Raw genomic sequence first — 23,641 nt, 5'->3', positions numbered from 1 at the left:
TGTCCCGATTTACAGCCGGAAGCCGGCCACGCTGGCCTTGAGGGTATCAGACACCGATGCCAGGCGATGTGCGGTTTCCGCCACGGAGGAAACGGAAGCGGAGTTTTCCTCGGACATCTGGGCAATGGATTCCACGTTCTTGGCCAGGTCGGTGGAGGCACCCCGTTGCTCGCGCAGGGCCTCGGAAATATTGGAAATGGCGTACTGCACGGTTTCCGTGGCGGAGCGGATGCCTTCCATGGAGGCACTGGCGGCCTGGGCGGCCGACACCACATGGCCCACCACCTCGCGGCTCGACTGCATGCTGCTGACGGCGGCTTCGGCACCGGTCTGGATGGTACCGATCACGGAACTGATCTCCTGCACCGAACTGGTGGTGCGTTCCGCCAGCTTGCGCACTTCGTCGGCCACCACGGCGAAGCCACGGCCTTGCTCGCCGGCACGGGCGGCTTCAATGGCCGCGTTCAGGGCTAGCAGGTTGGTCTGGTCGGCCACTTCCCGGATCACGATGGTGATGTTGCCAATCTTCTGCACTTGTTCAGACAGGGACTGGATTTGTTGGGCGGTGTGTTCCACGCTTTGGGCCACTTCGTCAATCTGACGGGCTGCCTCGCTGACGCCGCGGCCGCTTTCATCGGCCATGGTGCCGGCTTCCCGTGCCCGGTCGTTGGCGTCGTCGGCGCTGCTGCCCACGTGGTCGATACTGACCGTCAGTTCCTCCACCGCGGCGGCGGCGGAAGAAGTGGAATTGGCCTGGCTTTCGGTGCTCACCGACACCTGTTGGGCGGCGGTGGACAACTGGCCGGCGGAAGAAGCCAGCTCGTCGGTGCTGGAAACGATCTGGCTGACGGTGCTGGCCAGGTCCTTGCGCATGGTTTCCATGGACAGCATCAATTGGCCGATTTCATCCTTGGAAGTCATGGCCATGCTCTTGGCCGTCAGGTCGCCCTTGGCGATGCGGCCCGCTAGCTCGTTCGCCTCGTTCAGGTTTTTCACCAGATTGGCGCGGATTTGCAGACCGATGAAGGCCACGCTCGCCAATGCGGCCAGGGACACCAGGATCGACACCCACAGCGTCATGGTCTTGGTGTCAGCGGCTTCCTTCGTCGTGGCTTCGCCCAATTTGCGGTTGAAGTCCATGTGCTCTTCAAGCATCTCACTCAGCTTCTTGGCCGATGTAGTGGCCTCGCCGATCCGCTTCACGAATTCCTCGGTGTGATTCTGGCGCGAAGCTTCGAGCAAGGCGTCATTGGCTTTGATGTAGGTGGAGAAATAACCCCTTTCCGCATCCAGCAGACGTTTGTCTTCTTCATTCATGACCAAGGGCTCATAGGCCTTGAAACCCTTTTCGATTTCTTCCTTGGCCTTCACGATTTCCTTATCGAGATCGGCCTTGGCCTTGGCGTCGGTCAGCAGCTGATGGCGGTAGGTGCGGATACGCAGGCGGTTGAACTCCAACAGGGTCTGGTCAAGGACCAGGATGCTGGGCACCACGTTGATGTTGCCGAAATTGGCCTTGTCATAGACGCGCTCCATCTGGATCAGGTTGAGCACGGAAACCAGCAGCAGCGACCCGGCCGACAAGGCCACGAGGATCAGCAGGCGTTTAGCGATGGACATAATGAACTCCCGGGATTGCTATCGTTATTTGATATTTGAAAGACCGGGGCTATCCGTTGACCCACCTCGGTTTTCCTCATTCGTACGTATAACCTAAGTACTATGACTAGAGTTATAGAACATTCTCAAATGGAATGCAATACCCAAAAGCAATATTTATTTCAAACTTATGAATGTCAGTGGACTTAAAGCAACACGATGTCGAACTGTTCCTGGCCGTAGCTGGACTCGGCATGGAGGGAAATGGGCTTGCCGATGAAGTCCGACAGCATGGCCAGGGACTGGGATTCCTCCTCCAGGAACAGGTCGGTGACCGCCGGCGCGGCCACCAGGCGCAGTTCCCGGGCGTTGAACTGGCGCGCCTCCCGCAGCAGTTCCCGCAGGATTTCGTAGCACATGGTCTGGGCGGTCTTGATCTGGCCCCGGCCGCCGCAGGTGGGACAGGTCTCGCAGAGGATGTGGGCGAGGGATTCCCGAGTGCGTTTACGGGTCATTTCCACCAAGCCCAGGGCGGTGAAGCCATTCACCGTGATGCGGGTGTGGTCTTTTTCCAGGGCACGGTTGAGCTCTTCCAGCACGTCCTTGCGGTGCTCGGGGGATTCCATGTCGATGAAATCGACGATGATGATGCCCCCCAGGTTGCGCAGCCGCAGTTGCCGGGCGATGGTCTGGGCCGCTTCCAGATTGGTCTTGAACACCGTGTCGTCGAAGTTGCGCACGCCGACGTAGCCGCCGGTGTTGACGTCGATGGTGGTCATCGCCTCGGTCTGGTCGATGATCAGGTAGCCGCCGGACTTGAGCTCGACCCGGCGGGCCAGGGCCTTTTCGATCTCCGCCTCGACCCCGTGCAGGTCGAACAGGGGCCGTTCACCGGTGTAGTGCTCGAGCAGGGGCACCACCTGGGGCATGTACTCCTGGGCAAAGGTGGAAATCTTCTGGAAGTTCTCCCGGGAGTCGATCAGGATGCGGGTGGTCTCGTGGGTCACCAGATCGCGCAGCACCCGCTGGCCCAGGGTCAGGTCCTCGTAGAGCACGGCGGGCGGCTTGCCGGTCTGGGCCCGATGGCGGATTTCGCCCCAAAAGCGGCGCAGGTAGGCGATGTCGGCGGCCAGGGCCTCGTCGCTGGCATCCTCGGCCATGGTGCGGACGATGAAGCCACCATTCTCGTCCGCCGGCACCAGGGCCTGGATGCGGGCCCGCAACCGTTCCCGGGCGTCCTCGTCGCCGATGCGCTGGGAAATGCCGATGTGCTTGTCGTGGGGCAGGTAAACCAACAGCCGGCCGGCCACGGAAATCTGGGTGGACAGGCGGGCGCCCTTGCTGCCGATGGGGTCCTTGAGGGCCTGGACCATGAGGTGCTGACCCTCGCTGAGGATTTTTTCGATGGGTCGATTGTCGTGGTCGCCGTTGCGGGGATCGCGGATGTCGGCCACGTGGAGAAAGGCGGTGCGCTCCAGGCCGATGTCGATGAAGGCCGACTGCATGCCGGGCAGCACCCGCACCACCTTGCCCAGGTAAATGTTGCCGACGATGCCTCGGCTGCCGGTGCGCTCGATGTGCAGTTCCTGCACCACGCCCTGCTGCAACAGGGCGACGCGGGTTTCCTGGGGGGTGAAATTGACGAGGAAGGTTTCGGTCATGGCGTTTCCGTAGCAATGGCGGGCAATTCTCAGGGCCCAGGCACTCAAGGCCCGGGGCCGGCGGTAAAGACAAGGGGGCGATGCCGCCCCCTTGTCCTGCGATAGTTCGACACGGGACGGCCCGTCAAAACGACGGGGCCATCCCTTTCATCACGGCACCAAACCGAATCCCTTGAGCAACAGGGCGATGTCGCACAGGGGCAGGCCGACGATACCGGAAGGGGAACCCTTCACTTCGGCGATGAAAATCGCGGCGCGGCCCTGCAAGCCGTAGGCACCGGCCTTGTCCATGGGCTCGCCGGTGGCGACGTAGCGGCGGATTTCGTCCTCGTCCAACTTGCGGAAACGGACCTCGCTAATATTGAGGCGGTGTTCGATGCGCTGGCCGTCGGCCACGGCCACGGCCGTCAACACCCGGTGGCTGCGGTCCGAAAGGCGGGCCAGGATTTCCCGGGCATGGGCTTCGTCGCGGGGTTTGCCGATGATCTCGCCGTCCAGGTCCAGGGTGGTATCCGCCGACATCACCGGCCGCAGGGGCAGGTGGCGCATGTTCAGCACCCGCAGGCCGAAATTGGCCTTGGCCCGGGCCACCCGCACCACGTAGTCCTCGGGATCCTCGCCGGGCATGGGGGTTTCGTCCACCTCCTCGTCGCGGCGGCTGCCGGAACGGAACAGCAGCAAGTCGAAGCGCAGGCCGATCTGGGTCAGCAATTCCCGCCGGCGGGGGCTGCGGGACGCAAGATAGATGCGGGGTTCCAACGTCATGTCATTCACGGTGGTAGGGATGATTGCGGAGCACGCTCACGGCCCGGTACAGGGCCTCGGCCAGCAGCGGCCGCACCAGGGCGTGAGGCAGGGTCAGGCCGGACAGGCGCACCAGCTCGGCGGCCTGGGCCTTGAGGCCGGGATCGAGGCCGTCGGGACCGCCGACCAGAAAGGCCACGTCGTCGCCTTCCGCCATCCAGCGCTCGACCCGTTCCGCCAAGTTGCGGGTGGTCAATTCAGCGCCCCGTTCGTCCAGGGCGATCAGCTTGCAACGGCTCGGCAGGGCCGTCCGCAGCCGCTCGGCCTCGGCCGCCATCATGGCCGGCACGGGCTTGCCCTCGCTGCGGGGTTCGGCCTTCACTTCGAGCAATTCGAGGGGCAGTTCCCGCGGCATGCGCTTGGCGAACTCGGCATAGCCCTCGTTCACCCAAGCCGGCATCTTGGTGCCGACGGCAGCGATGTAAAGCTTCACGCTTACTCGGCGGCGGGCACTTTTCGGCGCCGGGTGGGCGTGGCCTTGGACGCAGTCTTGGGCGCGGCACCAGCAGCGGTCTTGGCCGGCGCTTTCCTGGCCGGTTTGGCGGCGGCGGGCGTCTCCTTGGCGCTCGTCTTGACGGCACGGCTGCGCTTGGGTGCCGGGCTGTCCCCATCCTCGTCGTCGGCAGCCTTACCCTTCTTGGCCCCCGCCGGCTTGGCCTGCCAGAGCTCCTCGAGGTTGTAGTAGGCGCGGACGTTGGCCTGCATGACATGGACCACGATGTCGCCCAGGTCCACCAGCACCCATTCGCCACCGTCCTCGCCTTCGCTGCTAACCACCTCGCCGCCGGCCTCCTTGACCTTGACCACCACGTTGTTGGCCAGGGCCTTCACCTGCCGGTTGGAGTTACCGGTGGCGATGACGATGCGGTCGAAGAGGGAGGTGAGCTTGGTGGTGTTGATGACCTCGATGTCCTCGCCCTTGATGTCTTCCAGGGCGGAGACGACGATCTTTTGCAGCTTGCGTATATCCATGTCGGTGATTTTTATAGGTTTATGGCTGGTAGAGCCGATGGAGGGAAATATAGTCGAGAACCCCGTCCGGCAGCAAATAGCGGGCGCTGCGACCGGTGCTGAGAGCGGCCCGGATGGCGGTGGCGGAAATGTCCAGGGGGGTGATGCCGAAGGGAACGATGCGCCCCGCCGGGCTGGCGGCCAGGTCCGCCGCGCTGCGGGTCTGGCGGGCGACGAATTCAGCGGCCAGGGCCGGCGCCATGTGATCGGGCTCCAGCACATGGCTGGGCCGGGTGGCGATGGCGATGTGGGCCAGGCCGAACAGGTCCTGCCAGCGGTGCCAGGTGGTCAGGCCGAGGAAGGCGTCCGCCCCCAGCAGCAGCACCAGGGAACGCCGGTCACCGTGTTCCCGGCGCAAGCGCTCCAGGGTGGGCACGGTGTAGCTGGGACCGGTGGCCTCGATCTCGGCCGCGTCCACCGTCAGGGCCGGATTGGCGGCGACGGCCTGGCGCACCATGGCCAGGCGCTGGTTGGGCGCGGCCTGGGGCGGTTGGCGATGGGGCGGCAGGCCGGCGGGAATGAGCAGCACGCCGGCCAGGTCCAGCCGTTCCCGGGCTTCCTCCGCCAGGCGCAGGTGGGCGTTGTGTACCGGATCGAAGGTGCCGCCGAGGATGCCCAGGGGGCCGGGGCGGGCTTCACTCATGGCTGAAGATGTCGCGGTAGCCCAGGTAGGCGCCCGCCATCAAGGCCGGGGCGAGCAGCAGCAGGAAGGCCATGCGCAGCACGGTGAACAGGACCTGGGCGGCGTCGGGCGCCAGGGTCAGCAACAGGGCCATGAACAGGGAAGGCACGACCACGCCGATGCCCGCCGCCGCCAGCCCATAGACGGCGAAGGCGCGCCAGTTGCGCAGGCAGGCCACCAGACTGAAGAACAAGGACTTGAGCGCGGGCACGCTGTCCCAGCCGGTGAGCAGGGGCGAGAACCAGAACGCCAGCAGCAGGGGCGAGGTGATCAGCAGCAACTCGCCCATGAGCAGCAGCAGGGCGCCAGGATCCTTTTGCAGGGCGTCACCGCTGTCGAAGACATCCCCCAGCAGCCAGGCGCTGACCAGCACCGCCAGGGCCGAGGCGGCCAGGTTGAGGCCGCACAGTTGCAGCAGGGAACGGTGGCGCAGGTCGATGCCCGCCAGCAAGACCTGGCGGCTCATGGGCTTGGCCCGGCCTTCCGCCACGGCCCGGTTGCCGTTGGCGATGATCAGGGTGACCAGGGGCAGAAACAGGGGCAGCAGCAGGGAGCCCATCAGGGGCAAGCCTTGCAGCAACAGGGCGAACAACAGCCAATAACCCAGGGTGAGGGAAATCAGCAGTGGCGGATTGCGGCGCAACAGGCCGAAGCCCGCCAGCAACCAGAGCAACCCGTGGCGGGCGGGGAGACGACGGGCCTGCATGGATTAGTCGAAGATTTCCCGGAAGGACTGGTAAACGGAGCCCGCCACCACCGGCAGCAGCACCAGCAGGCCGAGGCCGGCAGTCAGCAGAGACAGGGCCAGCAGCAGCCAGAGCAGGATGCCGTAGAGCAGCAAGGGCAGCCAGTTCTTGACGCAGGCGACAAAGCTGGCGCGCAGGGCGTCCTTGGGGCTACGCCCCGAGAGCATGACCAGGGCCGGGGCGAACCAGGCCGCCATGGTCAGGGCCATCAACATGGCCAGCATGGCAAAGCCGGCCAGGAGCAGGCTACCCAGGGCCAGCACGGCCCCCAGGCCGGTGCTGCCCAGGCTGCCGAGCAGGGCGCCGACACCGCCCAACAGCAAGGCAATCGCGCTGCTGGACAGGAAACCCAGCAGCAGCAGGCCACCCAGGGTGGCCAGGGGGCCGGTGTTTTCGCGGAAACCGAGATGGACGTAATCGAAACGCAAGGCCTCGCCCCGATCCTGGGCGGCGCAGGCGGCCATCAGGCCACCGCCCACCAGGGGCATGAGGATGGCGGCAGCCGCGCCGCCCAGCAGGGGCGGCAGGATGCCGATGAGGATGTTGAGCAGCAGCAGCGCCAGGGCGATCAGCACCCAGATCCCGGGCACGGCGCGGAACATGCGCCAACCCGCCTTGAACCATTCCAGCGCCCGCTCGGGGGCCACCTTCTGGATCTCGTCGCGGATTTCGCCGCCCTGCTGCACGGACACCACGGGGCCTTCAGTCATGGCTCACCAGCTCTTGATCAGCCACATGGGCGGACGCACGTTGCTACCCAGGTTGTCGCGCCGCGCCCAGGTGCCCTTGCCCTCTTCGTCCACCAGGTAGTAGGTGGGGCCATTCACCGGGGTCACCTTGATCATGTAGAGCTGACCGTTGATGCGGTACTCCTCCACCTGGTCCTCGCCCTTGCGGGTGATGGTGACCTGGGGCTCCAGATCGGCGTCCAGATTGACGCCGGGCGGCGGCGGGGGAACCTCGGGCAGGGGTTGCAGGTTTTTCGGCGTCTGGGCCAATGCCGCCGGGACCAGAACGGTCAGCAGCAGGGGCAGGCAAAAACGGGGCAGGAGGCGCATGGGAATTCCTTGAAAGGACTGGTGGATTCTAGCGGAATCGGTGGCTGGAGACAGGAAAATGCTGCCGGCAGCACGACCCATTCACGCCGATTGAATCCACAGGCAAGGCTCACAGGTTCAGCAGCAATTCGTGTTCCTCGGGCAGGCGCAGGAAGCCACGGGTTTCGTAATGACTGAAGATGGCCTCCACCACGGCCTTGGGATCGTCGATGACCTGGATCAGATCCACGTCCTCGGGATTGATCATCTTCTCGGCCACCAGCCGGTCGCGGAACCAGTCCAGCAAGCCGCCCCAAAAGGCGCCACCCACCAGGATCACCGGGATGCGGGGCGACTTGCGGGTCTGGATCAGGGTCAGGGCCTCCATCAATTCGTCCAGGGTGCCGAAGCCGCCGGGCATCACCACGTAGGCGGACGCCAGCTTGACGAACATGTATTTGCGGGCGAAGAAGTGGCGAAAGGTCTGGGATACGTCCTGGTAGGGGTTGGCGTGTTGCTCCTGGGGCAATTGGATGTTGAGGCCGATGCTGACCCCCTTGCCGTCGTAGGCGCCCTTGTTGGCCGCCTCCATGATGCCGGGGCCGCCGCCGGAGATCACCGAGAAGCCGGCGTCCGACAATTGGCGAGCGATGGTTTCCGCCAAGCGGTAGTAGTCCGAGTCCGGCGCGACCCGGGCGCTGCCGAAGATGGACACCGCCGGCTGCACCTCGGCCAGGCGTTCGGTGGCCTCGACGAACTCTGCCATAATCCCGAACACTCGCCAGGCCTCCCGGGCGGACGACATGCCCTTGATCGGCGCTGCCTCCTGCTGCGACTTGGGCAGCTTGTCCTTGACGTTCATTCTTCTCTCCATCTCGCTATGTGTTCCGTTTCCGTCGCCACCGCGCACCGCGCGGTTCCGCTTTCGCCCATTTATTCAACGGCCAAGGAAACGGCATGACCCGGCTCCTGCTTGTCGACGGTTCCTCCTACCTTTACCGCGCCTTCCACGCCCTGCCCGATCTGCGCAACCGCGCCGGCGAGCCGACAGGAGCAGTCTATGGCGTGATCAACATGCTGCGCCGCCTTGAGGCCGACTATAAGGCAGATTACCGGGCGGTGGTGTTCGACGCCAAGGGCAAGACCTTCCGCGACGACTGGTATCCCCAGTACAAGGCCAACCGCCCGCCCATGCCCGACGATCTGCGCGTCCAGATCGAGCCCCTGCACGATTGCGTGCGGGCACTGGGCTGGCCCTTGCTGATGATTGACGGCGTCGAGGCCGACGACGTGATCGGCACCCTGGCCCGCCACGCCACCGATAGCGGCATCGAATGCGTGGTGTCCACCGGCGACAAGGACATGGCCCAGTTGGTGAACGGCCATGTCCGGCTGGTGAACACCATGACCAACGAAGTGCTCGATCCGGCCGGGGTGGAGGCCAAGTTCGGCCTGCCGCCAGAACGCATCGTGGACTATTTGGCCCTGATGGGTGACACCGTGGACAACGTGCCCGGCGTCGCCAAGGTAGGCCCCAAGACTGCCGTGAAGTGGCTGGCCCAATACGGCAGTCTGGACGAGATCGTGGCCCACGCCGCTGAGATCAAGGGCGTGGTGGGGGAGAACCTGCGCCAGCATCTGGACTTCCTGCCCCTGGGCAAGAAGCTGGTCACCATCGCCTGCGACCTCGACTTGCCGCTGCAGCTCACCGAATTGCAACCCAAGGACCACGACAACACGGCCCTGGCCGAACTCTACGGCCGCCTGGAGTTCAAGACCTGGCTCAAGGAAGTACAGAACGGGGGCATGGCGCCCCTGCAACCCTCTGTTTCGCCGGCCCAGCCCTACGCCGCCAAAGAGGTGGCGCCAGCGCCTACCTTGGTAGTGAACGACTGCAAGCATTACGTCCGCATCGACAGCTGGGATCTGCTGGACGCCTGGATCGCCAAGATCAGCGCCGCACCCCTGACCGCGCTGGATACCGAGACCACCGATCTCGACCCCATGGTGGCCCGCTTGGTGGGCATTTCCTTCAGCACCGTGGCCGGCGAAGCCGCCTACCTTCCCCTGGGCCACGTTTATGCCGGCGCGCCGGACCAATTGCCCCTGGATGAGGTGCTGGTCAAACTGAAACCCTGGCTGGAATCCGCCGAGCACAAAAAGCTGGGCCAGCACCTCAAGTATGACCGCCACGTGTTCGCCAACCATGGCATCGAACTGCGCGGCATTGCCGAGGACACCCTGCTGCAAAGCTACGTGCTGGAAAGCGACAAGAGCCACGACCTGGGCGCCCTGGCGGCTCGCCATTGCGGTCTGGCCACCCTGAGCTACGACGACCTCACCGGCAAGGGCGCAAAGCGGATTTCCTTCGCCCAGGTGGACGTGGAAAAAGCCACCGAATACGGCGCCGAAGATGCCGACGTGACCCTGCGCGTGCACGATGTGCTGACCCCGCAGTTAAAAGCCATTCCTGCCCTGGACAAGCTCTACCGGGACATCGAACTCCCCGTGGCGGAAGTGCTCTATCGCATGGAACGCACCGGCGTACTGATCGACGTGTTCGCCCTGGCCCAACAAAGCGACGAACTGGGCCGCCGCCTGCTGCAACTGGAACAGGAAGCCCACACCCTGGCGGGCCAGCCCTTCAATTTGGCCTCTCCCAAGCAACTGGCGGAGATCCTCTTTGACCACCAGGGCCTGCCGGTGGTAAAGAAGACCCCCTCCGGTGGTCCTTCCACCGACGAGGAAGTGCTCACCCAACTGGCGGAGGACTATCCCCTACCCAAGCTGTTGCTGGAGCACCGTAGCCTCAACAAACTCAAGGGCACTTACACCGACAAGCTGCCCAAGATGGTGAACCCCACCACGGGCCGGGTGCACACCAGTTTCTCCCAAGCCGTCGCCGCCACAGGACGACTGGCTTCAAGCGACCCCAACCTACAGAACATCCCCATCCGCACGGCGGAAGGACGACGCATCCGCTCGGCCTTCATCGCGCCCCCCGGCCATGTCATCGTCTCGGCCGACTACTCGCAAATCGAATTGCGCATCATGGCCCATCTCTCCGGCGACGAAGGCCTGCTCAAAGCCTTCGCCCAGGGCGAGGATGTGCACCGGGCCACGGCGGCGGAAATTTTCGGTATCACACCGCTTGAGGTAGGACCGGACCAGCGCCGCGCCGCCAAGGTCATCAACTTCGGTCTGATCTACGGCATGAGTGCCTTCGGCCTGGCCAAGGAACTGGGCATTGAGCGAGGCGCCGCCGCCAGCTATATGGAACGCTACTTTGCCCGCTACCCCGGCGTCGCCCGTTACATGGAAGAAACCCGCCAAGCGGCCAGGGAACAGGGCTATGTGGAAACCGTCTTTGGCCGCCGCCTCTGGCTGCCGGAAATCAGATCCAGCAACGTGGGCCGCCGCCAAGGCGCAGAACGCGCCGCCATCAATGCCCCGATGCAGGGCACGGCGGCGGACCTGATCAAGATGGCCATGATTGCCGTACAAGGCTGGCTGGATGCCAGTGGACTACGCTCACGGATGATTCTTCAGGTCCATGACGAACTGGTACTGGAAGTGCCTGAAAGCGAGCTCCAAGAAATTCGACAACAATTGCCAAATCTGATGGGCCGCGTGGCTAAACTCTCAGTGCCGTTACTGGCCGAGGTAGGAACAGGAAACAACTGGGACATAGCCCACTGATTCGCTTACTCATCAACAAAAACTAAAGGAAAACTCATGTCTGGTTTGCTGCGTCGATTTTATGGCTGGGGACTACGAAAGAATCACGAAAATTATTGTTTACGAGCTTCTTTAAAAGAACATCTCATGCAGGAATATCGCAGAGGGAATATTAAGACCATCTATGATATCGGCGCCAACCAAGGCACTTGGGCACATGAAATTAAAAACATGATGCCGAAATCGGAAATTTATCTTTTTGAAGCCAACCCCGCAATGAAACCCCATCTCGAAAAAACGGGATATTGGTATCAAATTTGCGCTCTTTCCGACAAAAGTGAAGAGAAAATTTTCTTCTCTAGGGATGGGACCGGGGACTCTTTCTACAAAGAAAAAACTTGGTCGGGGCAGTATGAAGAGAAAAAATTGAGAACGTTGCGACTTGATGACATAGTCAAAGAGCATCAAATTCCACTACCTGACTTTGTAAAGATCGATACTCAGGGTTCAGAGCTTGATATTCTTAAAGGAGGTAGTTCTGTCTTAGCGAACACCAAACTCTTACTTAGTGAAACCCCATTTACTGAATACAATCTAGGCGCCCCCAATATTGGCGACTACCTTGAAACCTATCGCAATCTTGGATTCACACCTACTGCTATATGTGAGATCCACAGGAAAAATGGAAACATAGTGCAAATTGATATCTTATTTTCAAGAGTAAGCGATTAGGTCTTTGAAAGCATCCGAAACCTCATCTTTGGAGATATCACTTACCCTTCTGCTTGTCTTTTGGAGAAGACGATGAGGCACTCCCCACGGATACCAAACGGTTGCATCTGAGTTTCCAAAAAGACAAACGATCGGCTTACCTAAAGCCGCTGCTAAATGCATCGCCCCTCCGTCCGAACACACCACGCTTTCACACAACGATAGTCCCGCGATTAATTCTTTCAACGTATGAGTGGGAAAAGGATAAAGAGGCATGCCCTGAGCCTCATTTTGTATCAACAAAGCTTTCTGGTCGTCTCCGGGGTGCAAGGGGTTATCTTCATTTCCTGGCGACCAAAATAGTATGAATTGAACATCGAACTCCGCTCTTAAGGTCTTCATCAATGCCACAAAATTCTCAGTTGGCCAGCGCTGCGGCACCTTTCGAGCACTAATGTGGACCGCCACTGTTTTTTTATTCGGCAGCCAACCTTGCGCCATGAGCCTTGCTCGAGCAATAGCTATCTCTTCCGAAGCCGCGAATACACGCATAGGTGGCATCACCCCACCCTCTATCCCTAAGGGCTGTAATAGAGCCGACAACTCTTCCACTAAGTGCATCGGTCGGTCCTTCACATAGGGAACTGGCACATCTATGTATCGCTCTGCCGGATGTTTTCCTTCAACAAAACCAACAATATGTCGCGGGCGCACTTGACGTGCCAATGCCAGTGGCTTGGGCAGAAAATGCGTGCTGGCAACAATGGCAAAGTCATACTGACTCCGCCGCAGATGGAAAATCAATTTCAGCCGGTCCCAGTACACGCCAAGTACTGTTTTCCCTTTCGGCCGATGTTTGGCTTTGGTATAGGCGTACACCCCGTTCACATCTGGATTATTTTCCAGCACCGGTTCGTTGTAGCTGTTCACTAAAGCATCAATCGTCGCATCGGGAAAATTTTCCCGTAACCGTCGAATGAGCGGTGTCGTACAAACAAGATCACCGATATTGTCCCGACGAATAATCAGGAATTTCGGGTTTGGTGAAATGCTCAGCTTCATGATTGCGCAGCCAAGAAAGATAGTGGCGAGTCTGACAGTAAAGTACGAATACGGTTGCGAAACGCATCGGCCGTAAAACGCTCAAGGTGATGTTGAATTTCTAACGAACTGCTAAAGAAATTAGTTTTGGCCGCGATTACGTCCAAAACGCGCAAGAAGTCAGTGCCATTGTCTTCACGAGGATCACGATAAAGTATGCCCGTTTGCCCAGGCAACACAGTCTCGTTAAATGGTGGTGCCTGAATTGCTAATACGGGTAAACCACATGCTTGCGCCTCAATAACGTTCAGGCCTAGCGCCTCCTTCTCAGGCAAACCCGTCAGCATGTAGTCAAGTTCCTCGTAAACAGCCCTGACATCTTGCTGGTGCCCCCAATAACGCACTCGCTTGCCCAATGGTGCAAGCACACGAGATAAGTCACGAACGGAAGCGTAGCCGCCGGCTCCAAAAATTTCCAGATTAAATTCAGGACGCGCCAATAATTTGGGCACTAACAAGGAAAAAAGCAAAGGGAACTGTTTAATTGGTGTTAGCCGCGAAACAATACCAAGGGTGATGCCGTCTCGTTTATGCCAAAGTGGCCGAGATACTAATGGTTCTATCAACGGCTCCAGCCAGCACAATAGACGATCCCTCACCTTTCGTTGGTCCCAATCGTAACGAGATTGCTGACGCAGAACTGTCGTCGTCGCCGAGGACTTATCAATGCGAGCAATACCGTAAAGAGGTTCTGGATACACTTGGTCAGCCCGTAAAAAAGCAAGCAGACTGTCTCTGACGTAAGCAGACACTCCATAGACACGCTGATGATGAACAAACCCGTCTGCACGCCGACCATACAGAGGCATGTGAGCAATACCAGTGAGGCAGTGCCGGTTAGCAAGATGCTGTGCAATGCTTGCCGATAAGCCACCGTGACTCAATATCCAACTTTTCTCGGCAGGCAGCAGCGCAGGTATTTGCTCTGCGGTTACGACCTTATGAAGCCGTGTCGATGCTGGTAGTACATGCTGCCATGACTGTGCCTGCTGAGAAATCACGATGTTGGATACAACGCCACAAGCCTCAAGTGCATGGGTCAGAAAAACGGTATAGGCCTCGCCACCCCCAAAGCCGGTTTGCAAGTTGATCTGCCAACAACTTTTCATGCTTGATTCTGCTGTTCGGCAACAGGGGCTAAAAGCAGGCCGAAGAAAAAGAATGCCATTTCCAGCATGTGGTCCCGCATATTGCTATCAAGCAATGAGCGTCCAAAAAAACCACTGACAAGGAAAATCAACAGCAGCCCACCCGGGCTGCGCCACAGGAACCAAGCCCGCCACCCATGACGAAACAGCAGGGCAAGCACACATAACCAGAACAATAGACCTGGAATGCCCAACCCCAAGGTCCAATCAAGCAAACCGCTATGGCTATGCCTTGTATCTGACTCGCCGAAATGCAGCGTCATGGCATGGCCATAGGCAGTGCGCCCATAGCCAACGCCCAAGGGATATTCCGCCACCAAACGAAGGCCCGAATGAATCAACGCGAGCCGTAGATAGGCCGAGCCTTCTGCAGTTTCGCCGTCATCCAGGGTCGGCATTTGGTTCGTCTCATTGAGAGGCTTGCGCCATGCATCATCATGGTCAATGTCCCAAGCCATTGGTACCGTTTCCAAGAAACGGGACCAACGCGCATCAGTCCGATAACTCACCAAGATAAAAATCACCAAAACCGCGGCACTGAGTAAAACAAAGGCCATCAAACGTCGTTTAGGTAATTGCTGCCAATGATGAATCAAATAAAGCAGCAGAGATGAGAACGCTAAGAACAAAATACCGATGTTGCCATTGCGGGTCGCCAGCAACCATGAGCACAAGACCCCCAGAATTCCCACGACCAAGACCCATGGCAGCGGCCAAGGCAGCAGAGGCCTATCATTTCGGCAGGCGCGCACAAGCAAATCCGTCGCAAGGAAAGCCAGGAGCAAATTATTGAGATAGCTGGTTCCCGTGCGACTGCCCGTCAATCGGGCAATGCCAAAAGGAATGGCACCATCTTGCCACCACAACCAGCAGGCATCCAACAACGTTAGCATCACGGGTAGGAAGAGCAATGCAGCAACCAGCCCTAACAATCTGTCTTTGTGATCTGATTGAGCAGCCTGCCTGGCAAGCAGGAACCCCATTACCAACAGCAACAAAGCTTTAAGCCATTGCCCGGAAAACTCTCGGAGTGACCACTGAGTATCCGATGACAAGATCAGACTATGGAGCAAAATTCCCAGCGTCAATCCACCAATAGCCCACATGGCGGCTGGCAGCTCCCGCCACCCCTTCAAAGAAAGTAAGGGCCGCCAATCCAAGCTGAGTGCCAAGGCAACGATGAGCAGATTGCGGAGTGCAAGCGTTCCCGGTATTGACCACACGAACAACAGGCCAGAAAGCAGCAACCATTGCAAACTTAGCCGCCAAGTCCCGCCGTTTGAAAACATTCCGACACTCATAACGGCTCTTTCCCCTTGAGCAGCACGTCAAGAAAACCAGCGATACCCTTTGCCCGGTTCTGCCATCCATAGCGGCGACTATCGAGTAACGCCTGCTTTCCCAGTGCCTCGGCCAATTTCATATCCTCTGACAAACGGGTCAATTCCTTTGCCAGTGCTTGTGCATCCCCCGGTAGCGTTAGCAAAGCATTGACACCCGGTCGTAATACCTCTCGCAATGAGGGCAGGTCGGAAGCCACGATGGCCTTCCCCATGGCCATATATTCGAACAGCTTCAATGGAGAGGTATAACGCGCGCCAATACTCGTCTGGGCAAGGGGCAAAAGGCAAACATCGGCGTCATTGATTAAACGAAAACGTTCGCCAGGAAACACCGGGCCGAGCAATTTCACTCGATGCTCAATACCCAACGATGCCGCCAAGGTCCGGAGTTCGTTGATACGAGACTCCGTGCCACCGGCAATATGCAGAACCATGTTGGGGACTAAAGGCAACGCACGCAGGGCCGTCTCCACCCCTTTCCAAGGATGCAAGCTGCCGAGATACAAGGCGATCGGGGGGACATTGGGTGGACGAGAACGGCGCGCATTATCTGCCAAGAAAAAGTCGACGCCATCCGGTGCCACCCAGATCGGTGCCTGGGTGGGATAAGTATGGTGAATATCGTCCCGCAGCAATTCCGTCAGGACGATCAGACCTGCACTCCGTTCATAAACCCACTGTTCCCGTTGCGTCAGCTGCCGCAACTTTCGTTGTTGTCTGGCGTTGGGATGGGGATGAGCTTCGGCGTAGGTCGTAGCAAAAATCTCGTGGGTCTCGAAAACCAGTGGGGTATCGATGCCACTGGCCAGCAGAGCCTCTGCCAGTTTCAAATTGCGCACCAGAACCACATCTGCCTTCGAGCGCTGAACCTCACGGCAGCACGCACGATAAAACCAGCGGGATGATCGGGGGAACAAGTGACGACTGATCCAGGGTACGGCCAAACCCCGCAAGGTTAATCCTGACGCAACGGGACGGCCCAGAATGGTTTCGGCGTCTTGGTGTGCCTGGGGCGTTACCAGCGTTACTTTTATCCCTTGCGCGGCCAACCCATCGCAGGTTTGCAGAATCTGTAAAGACTCTGGCTGGATGTCAGGCACCGGATGGATATCAAGGTAGAGCAGATTCATCTCAGCGGCTTTCCGATAAGGCAGCCAAAAGACGTTTAGCGGCATCTTGCCAAGTGAATTGTGCAACGATGCGCTCGCGGGCTGACAAGCCGAGCTTTTTTCTCAAAGCCGAATCCTGAACCAACCGCGCCATAGCTGTGGCCAACGCACCTGGCTTGCCTGGCGGTACCAAGAAACCGCAACTGCCCTCATTCCCCACTACCTCGGGAATCCCGCCAATATGGCTGGCGATAACAGGTAAACCGCAGGCCATGGCCTCAGCCACAGTGATACCAAAGGCCTCATCACCGATGCTGGGGAAGACCCCCGCATCGGCCGCACGATACAGGTCGGGCAAACGCTGATGGGATACGGGCTCCTGAAAGATGACGCGATCTCCCAGATTCCAGCGCGCAGCATTCTCGCGCAGACGCGGTAAATCACTGCCAGCCCCCACAATCAACAATTTGGCTGGCAGGGTAGCCAACACCGCTGAAGCCATCGCTTCAACCGCCACCGACAAGCCCTTCCAGCCCACCAGGCGCCCAGCAAAAGCAAACAAAACATCGGTATCAACGACTCCCCATCCGCGACGCAAGGCAGCCCGCTCATCGCCAACAGAACCACTCGCTTGAGGAGTGAATCGACTGACATCCACACCATTGAACATGACATCAGGGAAGCGCTTGTAATGATGCTGGATTTGCCAAGCATTGAAATGACTGCAAGCGACCCAGGCATCAACTCTTTTAGCAAGATACCTGTCACCCCGGAAGAAATCCGTACCACCGCTCATGAAAGCAAAACGGGTGGAATGCCCCTCTGGCATCAAACGGGGCCAGAAGAAATCGAATGGCTTGGTCAATATCACCCAGTTGTATTGACCATCGATCACCGTTTGCCTCGCCTGCTGCGCAAAGGTCCATCTCTCGACAATTCGGCGAAAACGGGAGCCCAGATCGAAAACTTTTTCTCGGGGCGTGAAGGGAAAAACCTTTACCCCGATCGACCGACCCTGTAGTTCCGGACGAATGTTCCCCTCGCCACCAAAAACATCGACCTGATGACCTGCGTCGTAAAGTGCCCGCGCCAATTCCCAGACGGCGGTCTGGATGCCACCATAGCTCACGGTGACCGTTACATCGATAAATGCAATCTTCATGGTCTGACTTCCGCGTAGCTTGCTCAGGTGGGTTGACGACAAAAAGCAGACAGTTGCCTCAACGACTCATCAAGCAACAGTAATTGCAAAACACCTTCCGCCAAGGCATCGTTACCTTGCTGGTAGGCTTCAATAAAACGGTCGACGGCAATGCCATCGAAATTATCCGGTGCCAATTGCGACAGACGCACGCCCAACCCCTCACATCGATCTTTCAGATCCTCACGCAACCAGTTTTCCAAGGGGGGATTGAAACCATGTTTCTTTCCTAAAAACAAAGCCTCGGCAAGCGATGGTGGCATCACCGTCGCCAATAATTGCTTGGCCGGTTGAGTGAAACGCTGCGTCGGAGCCAAGGCCAGCACATGGGCATAGAAATCAGTATCCAACAAGGGAGAGCGACATTCGAGCCCGTGGGCCATGGTGGTCAGATCGGCCTTGCGCAAAATGTATTCTGGCAAATAATTGGCCATATCAATCGCCAAGAGAGATGCCAAAGGGGATGGGTCTTGCGGTGGCAGACGCCAATGGGTCGCTGGCAAGGAAGTCAGTCCGAGCTGGAGGAAGCAACGCTGGGCTGGGGAAAATCCGGAAAAGCGAAGACAGTAAGCCTCCCGCCAATCCATTGCCAATTCCTGCCGCAACTTCGGCCAGCCACGATCCTCCAAGGCAGGTTTCCACGCCATGGGCCAACGCAATCCCCGTCGCCAGGCACTGCGCAGATGCTGACGATAGCGTTTATATCCGGCAAACAATTCATCCCCGCCATCGCCGGACAGGACGACCTTCACTTCCCGGGTTGCCGCCTGGGCCAAATACCAAAGCGGAATCGCTGAAGGGTCGGCAAACGGTTCATCCAGTCCGGCGACAATCGCCGGAAAATCATCCCGTATGCTTGTCGGTACGGGCACAACTTCGTGCTCCAGCCCCAACAGGGTAGCCGTGCGGGTCGCCGCTGCTGTTTCATCCAGGCTGGAGCCGGGAAAAGCCGCTGTGAAAGCCTTGAGCTTTTGCCCTCGCGCCACCAGACGGGAGGCAATCACCGCCGAATCAACACCACCGGACAAGAACAGACCCACCGGTCGATCCGCAACCGTACGTAAACCAACCGCCTCATCCAGACTGGCCTGCCAGTCCCCCTGCCGCGGTTCGATGGCTGGCTGGGCATGTAGGCTCAGATGGTGGGTGGCCAAATCATAGACAGCCCAATGCCCATTCGGCAGACGTTGCACCCCTTCCACCACGGTATTGGGTGCGGGAATAGTGCGATGAGCCAGATAGGCGTCGATGGCGGATGGAGAAAATTGCCAATTACTCGTCAAAGCAGGCAGCAATGCCCGCAGCGTGGAGGCGAAAATCAATCCACGATCAGCCCCATGCTCCGCCACCCGGTATAACAGGGGTTTCTTGCCCATCGCGTCCCGGGCAAGGAAAACCTTGCCGATCCGACGGTCGTAAAGTGCAATGGCGTACATGCCCCGCAATTGGGCCAGGGTCTTCTCCCAGCCCCATTGCAAATAGGCGCGCAAAATGAATTCCGTGTCGGCACGGGTACGGAAGACTTGGCCATCGGCGACTAAACGCCGGGCAGCGGATTCCCAGCCATAAACCTCGCCGTTGTAGCAAAGCCAGACCTGCCCATCATCGCTGACCATGGGTTGATCGGCCTCAGGTGTGGGATCAATGATGGCCAGCCGCGCATGGAGCAACGCCCTGCGGGCAGGCGCCAGGGGCAGGGGATGATCCTCAACCCGCTGATCCTCAGCGTTCCAGGCCACCCCGTGCTGAGCATCGGGGCCGCGTTGACGCAGCTGGGCCACCATGGCGGCCATTTGTTGCGGGCTGCGCAATGGGGCACCGGGTGCCATGAAAAAGCCCGCAAAACCGCACATCAGCCGGCCCTCCGACCATAACGAAGAAAGACCGTCTCCATCGCATCGAGCATGCGATCGATGCCGAATCGCGCTTGGGCCCGTTGCAAACCCGCAGCGCCATAGACTTGCCGCAGTCCCTCATCGCCCATCAACGTTCCCAATGTTTGGGCCAGAGCATTACTGTCCCGGGGCGACACCATCTGTCCCGTTTCCCCATCCACTACTGCCTCCGCAATAGCCCCTACCGGTGTGCTCACCACTGGCAAGGCACATGCCATGGCCTGCATGATGGACTGAGGCACCCCTTCGTCCCCATAGGAGGGCAGACAGAAAAGATCCATGGTGTTCAACCAGCGCTGCACCTGCTCCTGGTTGCCGACGAAATCAACCCGCTCCGTGAGTGCCAACGTCGCTGCCTGGCGTTCCAGATTGGCGCGCTGAGGGCCATCACCCACCACCAACAGTCGCCATTGGGGGAAGTCTTTGGTCAGTGCAGCGAAGGCTTCCAGCAAATAAGCGTGCCCCTTCCAATTACGCAAGGTAGCGAGAATACCCAGGGTCGGTGCTTCCTTCAGGCCCAGGTCGGCTCGGCTGGCAGACCGCGGCGCCGGTTGAAAACGGCCAAGATCAATGCCGGTAGGTACCGACGTCATATGTTCCAAAGCAAAACCGTTGTCCCGATGAAGCTGCTGGCGCAACGCTTCTCCGGTCACCACCACATGTCGGGATGCCCGTTGATACAACCAACGGGTCGGCCCATTGTCATGGATGGGGGAAGACACGTGACGGGTCCGCACCAACGGTGGAGGCCGACGCAGCGTTGCACAGGCCAAGGCATCCATCCAGGTATCCGTGGAACTGTGCGCGTTGATCACCGTCACCTCGGCACCATGACGGGCCAACCATGCACGCAACGCCCACCAACCACGCCAGGACTTGCGAGCAATGGGCAAGTTCACCACGGTCAAACCCCGCTGCCGGGCAGCCGCGCTGATAGGGGCTTGTTCGGGACAAATCAGGGTCACCCGATGGCCCCGTCGCACCATGCCCTCGGCTTCGGTCAGGATACGAATCTCCTGGCCGCCCCAGCCGCAAGAAGACTCGGTATGCAAAATGTGCATGGCCATCATGCCGCCACGCCGCCGTTTGCCGCTAAGCCCAGATACGGACTGAGGGCCTGATAAACCTGAGCCACAGAAATCTCCGCCATGGTGCGATCTTCACCACATTCCGCCATGGAAGCGGGGTGTTCGATGACCGTCAAAGCTGGATGATCCAAGGGCGCCAAATACCGCCCCGGATGCTTGCAGTGATAGAGGGCCACCATCGGAACACCCAGAGCGCCAACCAAATGCGTAGGGCCGGTATCAACGCCCAAATAGACACTCAACTGAGACATGACGGCTGCCGTCTGACGCAAAGCCAGGCGCCCAGCAAGACTGAACACTCGCTCGGGAAATGCCGCAACCAAGATCTGAGCCGCTTGGGCGGAAGCCCTGTCACCAAGTACCACCACGCGCAGATCAGGCTGGGCAGGCAACAGTTTTTCCAACAAGGAATGAAAATGGCCGACGGGCCAATCCCGATAGGCCTTGGTGGGAAAACTTTGCAGTTGCAACCCCAGCCACCGCACTGGCGCCTGGCGAGGGCCTAACAACCCCGCCAGCATCTGGCCTGCCTCAGTACGCTCTTCGGCTGTCACCCCATATGCCAGTTGTCTGCCATCCGCTGGCGCATCCACAGCAGCCGCCCAGCGCAGGCGATGGATAACCGCATGCTCGGCACCCGCCGTCGACGGCACCAACAACCAACCCGTGCGCCCCGAAGTCACGGCTTCGTCGGCCTCGGTCACCACATAGCGCGCCACCCGCCGAGCATAGGCCAGCAAGGGTTGATCATGACCAAACACCAAAGCGGCATCGAACGATCGACCAAGCCAACGTGCAAAATGACCCTGCCAGATTGCCCGATGCTTGGTAATGGGTGCCAGCTCATGAATAAAGGGAAGATGCCGCAGCAAGGCAATTCGCTGCGGATGTGCCAGCACGGTGATTCGGGCCGTCGGATAACGTTTAGCCAGAGCCCGGATCGCCGGGGTAGCCAACAAAGTATCGCCGATGCGGGCGACGATAATCACCAGCAAGCGTTGCGGGGCTTCCAACTGGACCACACCGTCGGTCATTGTTCGCCCACAGTGACAGTGCCGTCCTCACGCAGATGCTGGAGCCGGGCGTAAACGCCTGCGTGGGCCAGCAACTCGTCGTGGGTGCCGCTTTCGACAATGCGCCCCTGGGCCATGACCAAAATCCGGTCCGCTTTCTCGATGGTGGACAAGCGGTGGGCAATCACCAGGGTGGTGCGGCTTTTCATCAGCACGTCGAGGGCCGCCTGGACTTGGCGCTCCGACTCGGAATCCAGGGCCGAGGTGGCTTCGTCCAGAATCAAAATGGGCGCATCCTTGAGTAGGGCACGGGCAATGGCAAGTCGCTGACGCTGACCGCCGGAAAGTTTGACGCCGTTCTCGCCGATCACGGTATCGAAACCCTCGGGCATCGCCTCGATAAAGTCCAGGGCATGGGCAGCACGGGCGGCTTCGCGAATTTGCTCGCGGCTCACATCCGCCAGCACACCGTAGGCGATGTTGGCGGCAACGGTATCGTTGAACAACACCACGTCCTGGCTCACCAGGGCGATGTTGGCCCGCAGGCTCTTGAGGGTCAGCGTCTCAAGGGGATGACCGTCCACCCGGATACAGCCGCCCTGGGCATGGTAGAAGCGGGGCATCAGATTGGCCAAGGTGGTTTTGCCGCTCCCCGATGAGCCCACCAACGCCACGGTTTCACCCGGCTTGATATGGAAGCTGACGCCATCGAGGGCATTGCGCTCGGCACCGGGGTAGCGGAAAACCACCTGCTCGAAATTCACATCGCCTTGGGCACGGCCCAAGGTCTCGTGTCCGCTGTCGTCTTCCACCGTCTCGTCGATCAAGGCGAACACGCTTTCCGCCGCCGCCAAGCCCCGTTGCAAGGGGGCGTTGACGTCGGTCAGGCGCTTCAGCGGCGCCAACAGCATCAGCATGGCGGTGATGAAGGAAACAAAACCGCCCACGGTCGCACCTTCGTCGCGGGAGTGGTGCAGGGCCAGGGAAATGATCACCGCCAAGGCGATGGCGGCAAAGGTCTGAACGATAGGCCCCAGGGCGGCGGCAGCCAGGGTGCCGCGCATGGCGTAGCCGCGCTGGGCGGCATTGGCGTTGAGGAAACGGCGTTTTTCGTATTCCTGGCCGCCGAAGATCTTCACCACCTTGTGAGCTTCGATGCTCTCGTCCAGCACCCGCATGATGTCGCCCATGGATGCTTGCAGGGCGCGGCTGGTTTCCCGTAGCCGCTTGCTGAAGCCACGCACCGCCAAGGCGATCAGGGGGATCATGGCCAGGGCCACCAGGGTCAGCATCCAATCCAGGTAGATCAGCCAAGCCAGCAAACCCACCACCGCCAGGGTGTCCTTGACCATGGTGGTCAGGACGCCGGTCGCGGCGCCGGTCACGCCGGTGACGTCGTAGGCAATGCGGGACATGACGACGCCGGAGGACTGGTTGTCGAAATAGCTGGTGGGCAATTGCACCAAGCGGCCGAACATGGCGTTGCGCAAGTCCAGCACCACCTTGTTGGACACCCAGGACAGGGAATAGTCGGCCACCAGCCCCACCAAACCGCGCAGCATGAATACGCCGACGATCATCAAGGGTAGCGTCCACAATTCCCAACTGCTGCCAGCACCGAAACTGCCGTCGAGCAGGGGCTTCATCAAGGCAGGGAACAGGGGTTCGGTGGCCGCCGCCGCCGCCATGGCCAGCAAGGCGAAGACGAAGGTCCGCCAATAGGGGCGCACGTAGCCGAGCAGGCGGCGATAGAGTTCTGCGGAACGACGGTGGTCGGAAGAGGAAGAAGGTGTCGCCATGACGGGGGAAACAAC

21 protein-coding genes are annotated in these 23,641 nt (G+C 59.8%); 2 read left to right on the top strand and 19 right to left on the bottom strand.

Annotated features, from left to right (window positions below; all coding sequences use genetic code 11):
* Positions 1–9 precede the first annotated feature (9 nt).
* The 10 genes from ACYQ2U_RS06305 to ACYQ2U_RS06260 all read right to left on the bottom strand — a co-directional run bounded on the left by ACYQ2U_RS06305 (position 10) and on the right by ACYQ2U_RS06260 (position 8,402).
* Positions 10–1,620, bottom strand: a complete 1,611-nt coding sequence (locus tag ACYQ2U_RS06305) for a methyl-accepting chemotaxis protein (RefSeq protein ID WP_459949506.1) — start codon at positions 1,618–1,620, stop codon at positions 10–12.
* 185 nt (positions 1,621–1,805) lie between these two features.
* Positions 1,806–3,260 carry a ribonuclease G gene (gene rng, locus ACYQ2U_RS06300; protein WP_459949505.1) on the bottom strand — a complete coding sequence of 485 codons (1,455 nt, stop codon included), beginning with the start codon at positions 3,258–3,260 and terminating at the stop codon, positions 1,806–1,808.
* A 150-nt stretch (positions 3,261–3,410) separates the two neighbouring features.
* Positions 3,411–4,025 carry a Maf family protein gene (locus tag ACYQ2U_RS06295; protein ID WP_459949504.1) on the bottom strand — a complete coding sequence of 205 codons (615 nt, stop codon included), beginning with the start codon at positions 4,023–4,025 and terminating at the stop codon, positions 3,411–3,413.
* A gap of 1 nt (position 4,026) precedes the next feature.
* Positions 4,027–4,497 (bottom strand): 23S rRNA (pseudouridine(1915)-N(3))-methyltransferase RlmH, encoded by a 471-nt coding sequence (gene rlmH, locus ACYQ2U_RS06290; RefSeq protein WP_459949503.1) that lies wholly within the window; start codon positions 4,495–4,497, stop codon positions 4,027–4,029.
* Between the two features lie 2 nt (positions 4,498–4,499).
* Positions 4,500–5,036, bottom strand: a complete 537-nt coding sequence (gene rsfS / locus ACYQ2U_RS06285; RefSeq protein WP_459949502.1) for a ribosome silencing factor — start codon at positions 5,034–5,036, stop codon at positions 4,500–4,502.
* A 19-nt stretch (positions 5,037–5,055) separates the two neighbouring features.
* Positions 5,056–5,718 (bottom strand): nicotinate-nucleotide adenylyltransferase, encoded by a 663-nt coding sequence (gene nadD / locus ACYQ2U_RS06280; protein ID WP_459949501.1) that lies wholly within the window; start codon positions 5,716–5,718, stop codon positions 5,056–5,058.
* The gene (locus ACYQ2U_RS06275; protein WP_459949500.1) at positions 5,711–6,463 is read right to left on the bottom strand and encodes a BPSS1780 family membrane protein; all 753 of its coding nucleotides are present in this window, start codon (positions 6,461–6,463) and stop codon (positions 5,711–5,713) included. The genes nadD and ACYQ2U_RS06275 overlap by 8 nt, the downstream gene beginning before the upstream one ends.
* Before the next feature lie 3 nt (positions 6,464–6,466).
* Positions 6,467–7,213 (bottom strand): BPSS1780 family membrane protein, encoded by a 747-nt coding sequence (locus tag ACYQ2U_RS06270; protein WP_459949499.1) that lies wholly within the window; start codon positions 7,211–7,213, stop codon positions 6,467–6,469.
* A gap of 3 nt (positions 7,214–7,216) precedes the next feature.
* Positions 7,217–7,561, bottom strand: coding sequence for a DUF2782 domain-containing protein (locus ACYQ2U_RS06265; RefSeq protein WP_459949498.1), 345 nt, complete (start codon positions 7,559–7,561; stop codon positions 7,217–7,219).
* 109 nt (positions 7,562–7,670) lie between these two features.
* Positions 7,671–8,402: an LOG family protein gene (locus ACYQ2U_RS06260; protein ID WP_459949497.1), complete on the bottom strand. Its 732-nt coding sequence runs from the start codon at positions 8,400–8,402 to the stop codon at positions 7,671–7,673.
* A gap of 95 nt (positions 8,403–8,497) precedes the next feature.
* On the opposite strand from ACYQ2U_RS06260, the gene polA reads away from it, so the two are divergent.
* Positions 8,498–11,239: a DNA polymerase I gene (polA, locus tag ACYQ2U_RS06255; protein WP_459949496.1), complete on the top strand. Its 2,742-nt coding sequence runs from the start codon at positions 8,498–8,500 to the stop codon at positions 11,237–11,239.
* A gap of 36 nt (positions 11,240–11,275) precedes the next feature.
* Positions 11,276–11,950: an FkbM family methyltransferase gene (locus ACYQ2U_RS06250; RefSeq protein WP_459949495.1), complete on the top strand. Its 675-nt coding sequence runs from the start codon at positions 11,276–11,278 to the stop codon at positions 11,948–11,950.
* Here ACYQ2U_RS06250 and ACYQ2U_RS06245 read toward each other — a convergent pair.
* The 9 genes from ACYQ2U_RS06245 to msbA are packed head-to-tail and all read right to left on the bottom strand — an operon-like array spanning position 11,933 to position 23,626.
* Positions 11,933–12,991, bottom strand: coding sequence for a glycosyltransferase family 9 protein (locus tag ACYQ2U_RS06245; protein WP_459949494.1), 1,059 nt, complete (start codon positions 12,989–12,991; stop codon positions 11,933–11,935). The genes ACYQ2U_RS06250 and ACYQ2U_RS06245 overlap by 18 nt on opposite strands.
* The gene (locus tag ACYQ2U_RS06240) at positions 12,988–14,139 is read right to left on the bottom strand and encodes a glycosyltransferase (protein ID WP_459949493.1); all 1,152 of its coding nucleotides are present in this window, start codon (positions 14,137–14,139) and stop codon (positions 12,988–12,990) included. Before ACYQ2U_RS06240 ends, ACYQ2U_RS06245 begins: the two co-directional genes overlap by 4 nt.
* A complete protein-coding gene (locus tag ACYQ2U_RS06235) occupies positions 14,136–15,467 on the bottom strand; it encodes an O-antigen ligase family protein (protein ID WP_459949492.1) in 1,332 nt (443 codons plus the stop codon). The genes ACYQ2U_RS06240 and ACYQ2U_RS06235 overlap by 4 nt, the downstream gene beginning before the upstream one ends.
* An 8-nt stretch (positions 15,468–15,475) precedes the next feature.
* A complete protein-coding gene (locus tag ACYQ2U_RS06230) occupies positions 15,476–16,651 on the bottom strand; it encodes a glycosyltransferase family 4 protein (RefSeq protein WP_459949491.1) in 1,176 nt (391 codons plus the stop codon).
* A 1-nt stretch (position 16,652) separates the two neighbouring features.
* Positions 16,653–17,792, bottom strand: a complete 1,140-nt coding sequence (locus tag ACYQ2U_RS06225) for a glycosyltransferase family 4 protein (RefSeq protein ID WP_459949490.1) — start codon at positions 17,790–17,792, stop codon at positions 16,653–16,655.
* A gap of 23 nt (positions 17,793–17,815) precedes the next feature.
* Positions 17,816–19,684: an asparagine synthase (glutamine-hydrolyzing) gene (asnB, locus tag ACYQ2U_RS06220; RefSeq protein ID WP_459949489.1), complete on the bottom strand. Its 1,869-nt coding sequence runs from the start codon at positions 19,682–19,684 to the stop codon at positions 17,816–17,818.
* Positions 19,684–20,796 (bottom strand): glycosyltransferase family 4 protein, encoded by a 1,113-nt coding sequence (locus tag ACYQ2U_RS06215; RefSeq protein ID WP_459949488.1) that lies wholly within the window; start codon positions 20,794–20,796, stop codon positions 19,684–19,686. Before ACYQ2U_RS06215 ends, asnB begins: the two co-directional genes overlap by 1 nt.
* Entirely contained in the window at positions 20,793–21,848 is a 1,056-nt protein-coding gene (locus ACYQ2U_RS06210; RefSeq protein WP_459949487.1) for a glycosyltransferase family 9 protein, read from the bottom strand. The genes ACYQ2U_RS06215 and ACYQ2U_RS06210 overlap by 4 nt, the downstream gene beginning before the upstream one ends.
* Positions 21,845–23,626 (bottom strand): lipid A export permease/ATP-binding protein MsbA, encoded by a 1,782-nt coding sequence (gene msbA / locus ACYQ2U_RS06205; RefSeq protein WP_459949486.1) that lies wholly within the window; start codon positions 23,624–23,626, stop codon positions 21,845–21,847. Before msbA ends, ACYQ2U_RS06210 begins: the two co-directional genes overlap by 4 nt.
* Between the last annotated feature and the right edge of the window lie 15 nt (positions 23,627–23,641).

It is taken from the genome of Denitratisoma sp. agr-D3, assembly GCF_054658675.1.
Note: the sequence above shows the minus strand (reverse complement) of the source record. Positions and strands in the feature narration are given on the sequence as shown.

Bases quoted from the DNA above. Each gene is read 5' to 3' on its own strand.
- nadD (WP_459949501.1), bottom strand. From the start codon at position 5,718: ATGAGTGAAGCCCGCCCCGGCCCCCTGGGCATCCTCGGCGGCACCTTC.
- rng (WP_459949505.1), bottom strand. From the start codon at position 3,260: ATGACCGAAACCTTCCTCGTCAATTTCACCCCCCAGGAAACCCGCGTC.
- ACYQ2U_RS06250 (WP_459949495.1), top strand. From the start codon at position 11,276: ATGTCTGGTTTGCTGCGTCGATTTTATGGCTGGGGACTACGAAAGAAT.
- msbA (WP_459949486.1), bottom strand. From the start codon at position 23,626: ATGGCGACACCTTCTTCCTCTTCCGACCACCGTCGTTCCGCAGAACTC.
- ACYQ2U_RS06235 (WP_459949492.1), bottom strand. From the start codon at position 15,467: ATGTTTTCAAACGGCGGGACTTGGCGGCTAAGTTTGCAATGGTTGCTG.
- ACYQ2U_RS06245 (WP_459949494.1), bottom strand. From the start codon at position 12,991: ATGAAGCTGAGCATTTCACCAAACCCGAAATTCCTGATTATTCGTCGG.
- polA (WP_459949496.1), top strand. From the start codon at position 8,498: ATGACCCGGCTCCTGCTTGTCGACGGTTCCTCCTACCTTTACCGCGCC.
- ACYQ2U_RS06270 (WP_459949499.1), bottom strand. From the start codon at position 7,213: ATGACTGAAGGCCCCGTGGTGTCCGTGCAGCAGGGCGGCGAAATCCGC.
- rsfS (WP_459949502.1), bottom strand. From the start codon at position 5,036: ATGGATATACGCAAGCTGCAAAAGATCGTCGTCTCCGCCCTGGAAGAC.
- ACYQ2U_RS06240 (WP_459949493.1), bottom strand. From the start codon at position 14,139: ATGAAAAGTTGTTGGCAGATCAACTTGCAAACCGGCTTTGGGGGTGGC.
- asnB (WP_459949489.1), bottom strand. From the start codon at position 19,684: ATGTGCGGTTTTGCGGGCTTTTTCATGGCACCCGGTGCCCCATTGCGC.
- ACYQ2U_RS06295 (WP_459949504.1), bottom strand. From the start codon at position 4,025: ATGACGTTGGAACCCCGCATCTATCTTGCGTCCCGCAGCCCCCGCCGG.
- ACYQ2U_RS06275 (WP_459949500.1), bottom strand. From the start codon at position 6,463: ATGCAGGCCCGTCGTCTCCCCGCCCGCCACGGGTTGCTCTGGTTGCTG.
- ACYQ2U_RS06305 (WP_459949506.1), bottom strand. From the start codon at position 1,620: ATGTCCATCGCTAAACGCCTGCTGATCCTCGTGGCCTTGTCGGCCGGG.
- ACYQ2U_RS06230 (WP_459949491.1), bottom strand. From the start codon at position 16,651: ATGAATCTGCTCTACCTTGATATCCATCCGGTGCCTGACATCCAGCCA.
- ACYQ2U_RS06210 (WP_459949487.1), bottom strand. From the start codon at position 21,848: ATGACCGACGGTGTGGTCCAGTTGGAAGCCCCGCAACGCTTGCTGGTG.
- ACYQ2U_RS06260 (WP_459949497.1), bottom strand. From the start codon at position 8,402: ATGAACGTCAAGGACAAGCTGCCCAAGTCGCAGCAGGAGGCAGCGCCG.
- ACYQ2U_RS06215 (WP_459949488.1), bottom strand. From the start codon at position 20,796: ATGATGGCCATGCACATTTTGCATACCGAGTCTTCTTGCGGCTGGGGC.
- ACYQ2U_RS06265 (WP_459949498.1), bottom strand. From the start codon at position 7,561: ATGCGCCTCCTGCCCCGTTTTTGCCTGCCCCTGCTGCTGACCGTTCTG.
- ACYQ2U_RS06225 (WP_459949490.1), bottom strand. From the start codon at position 17,792: ATGAAGATTGCATTTATCGATGTAACGGTCACCGTGAGCTATGGTGGC.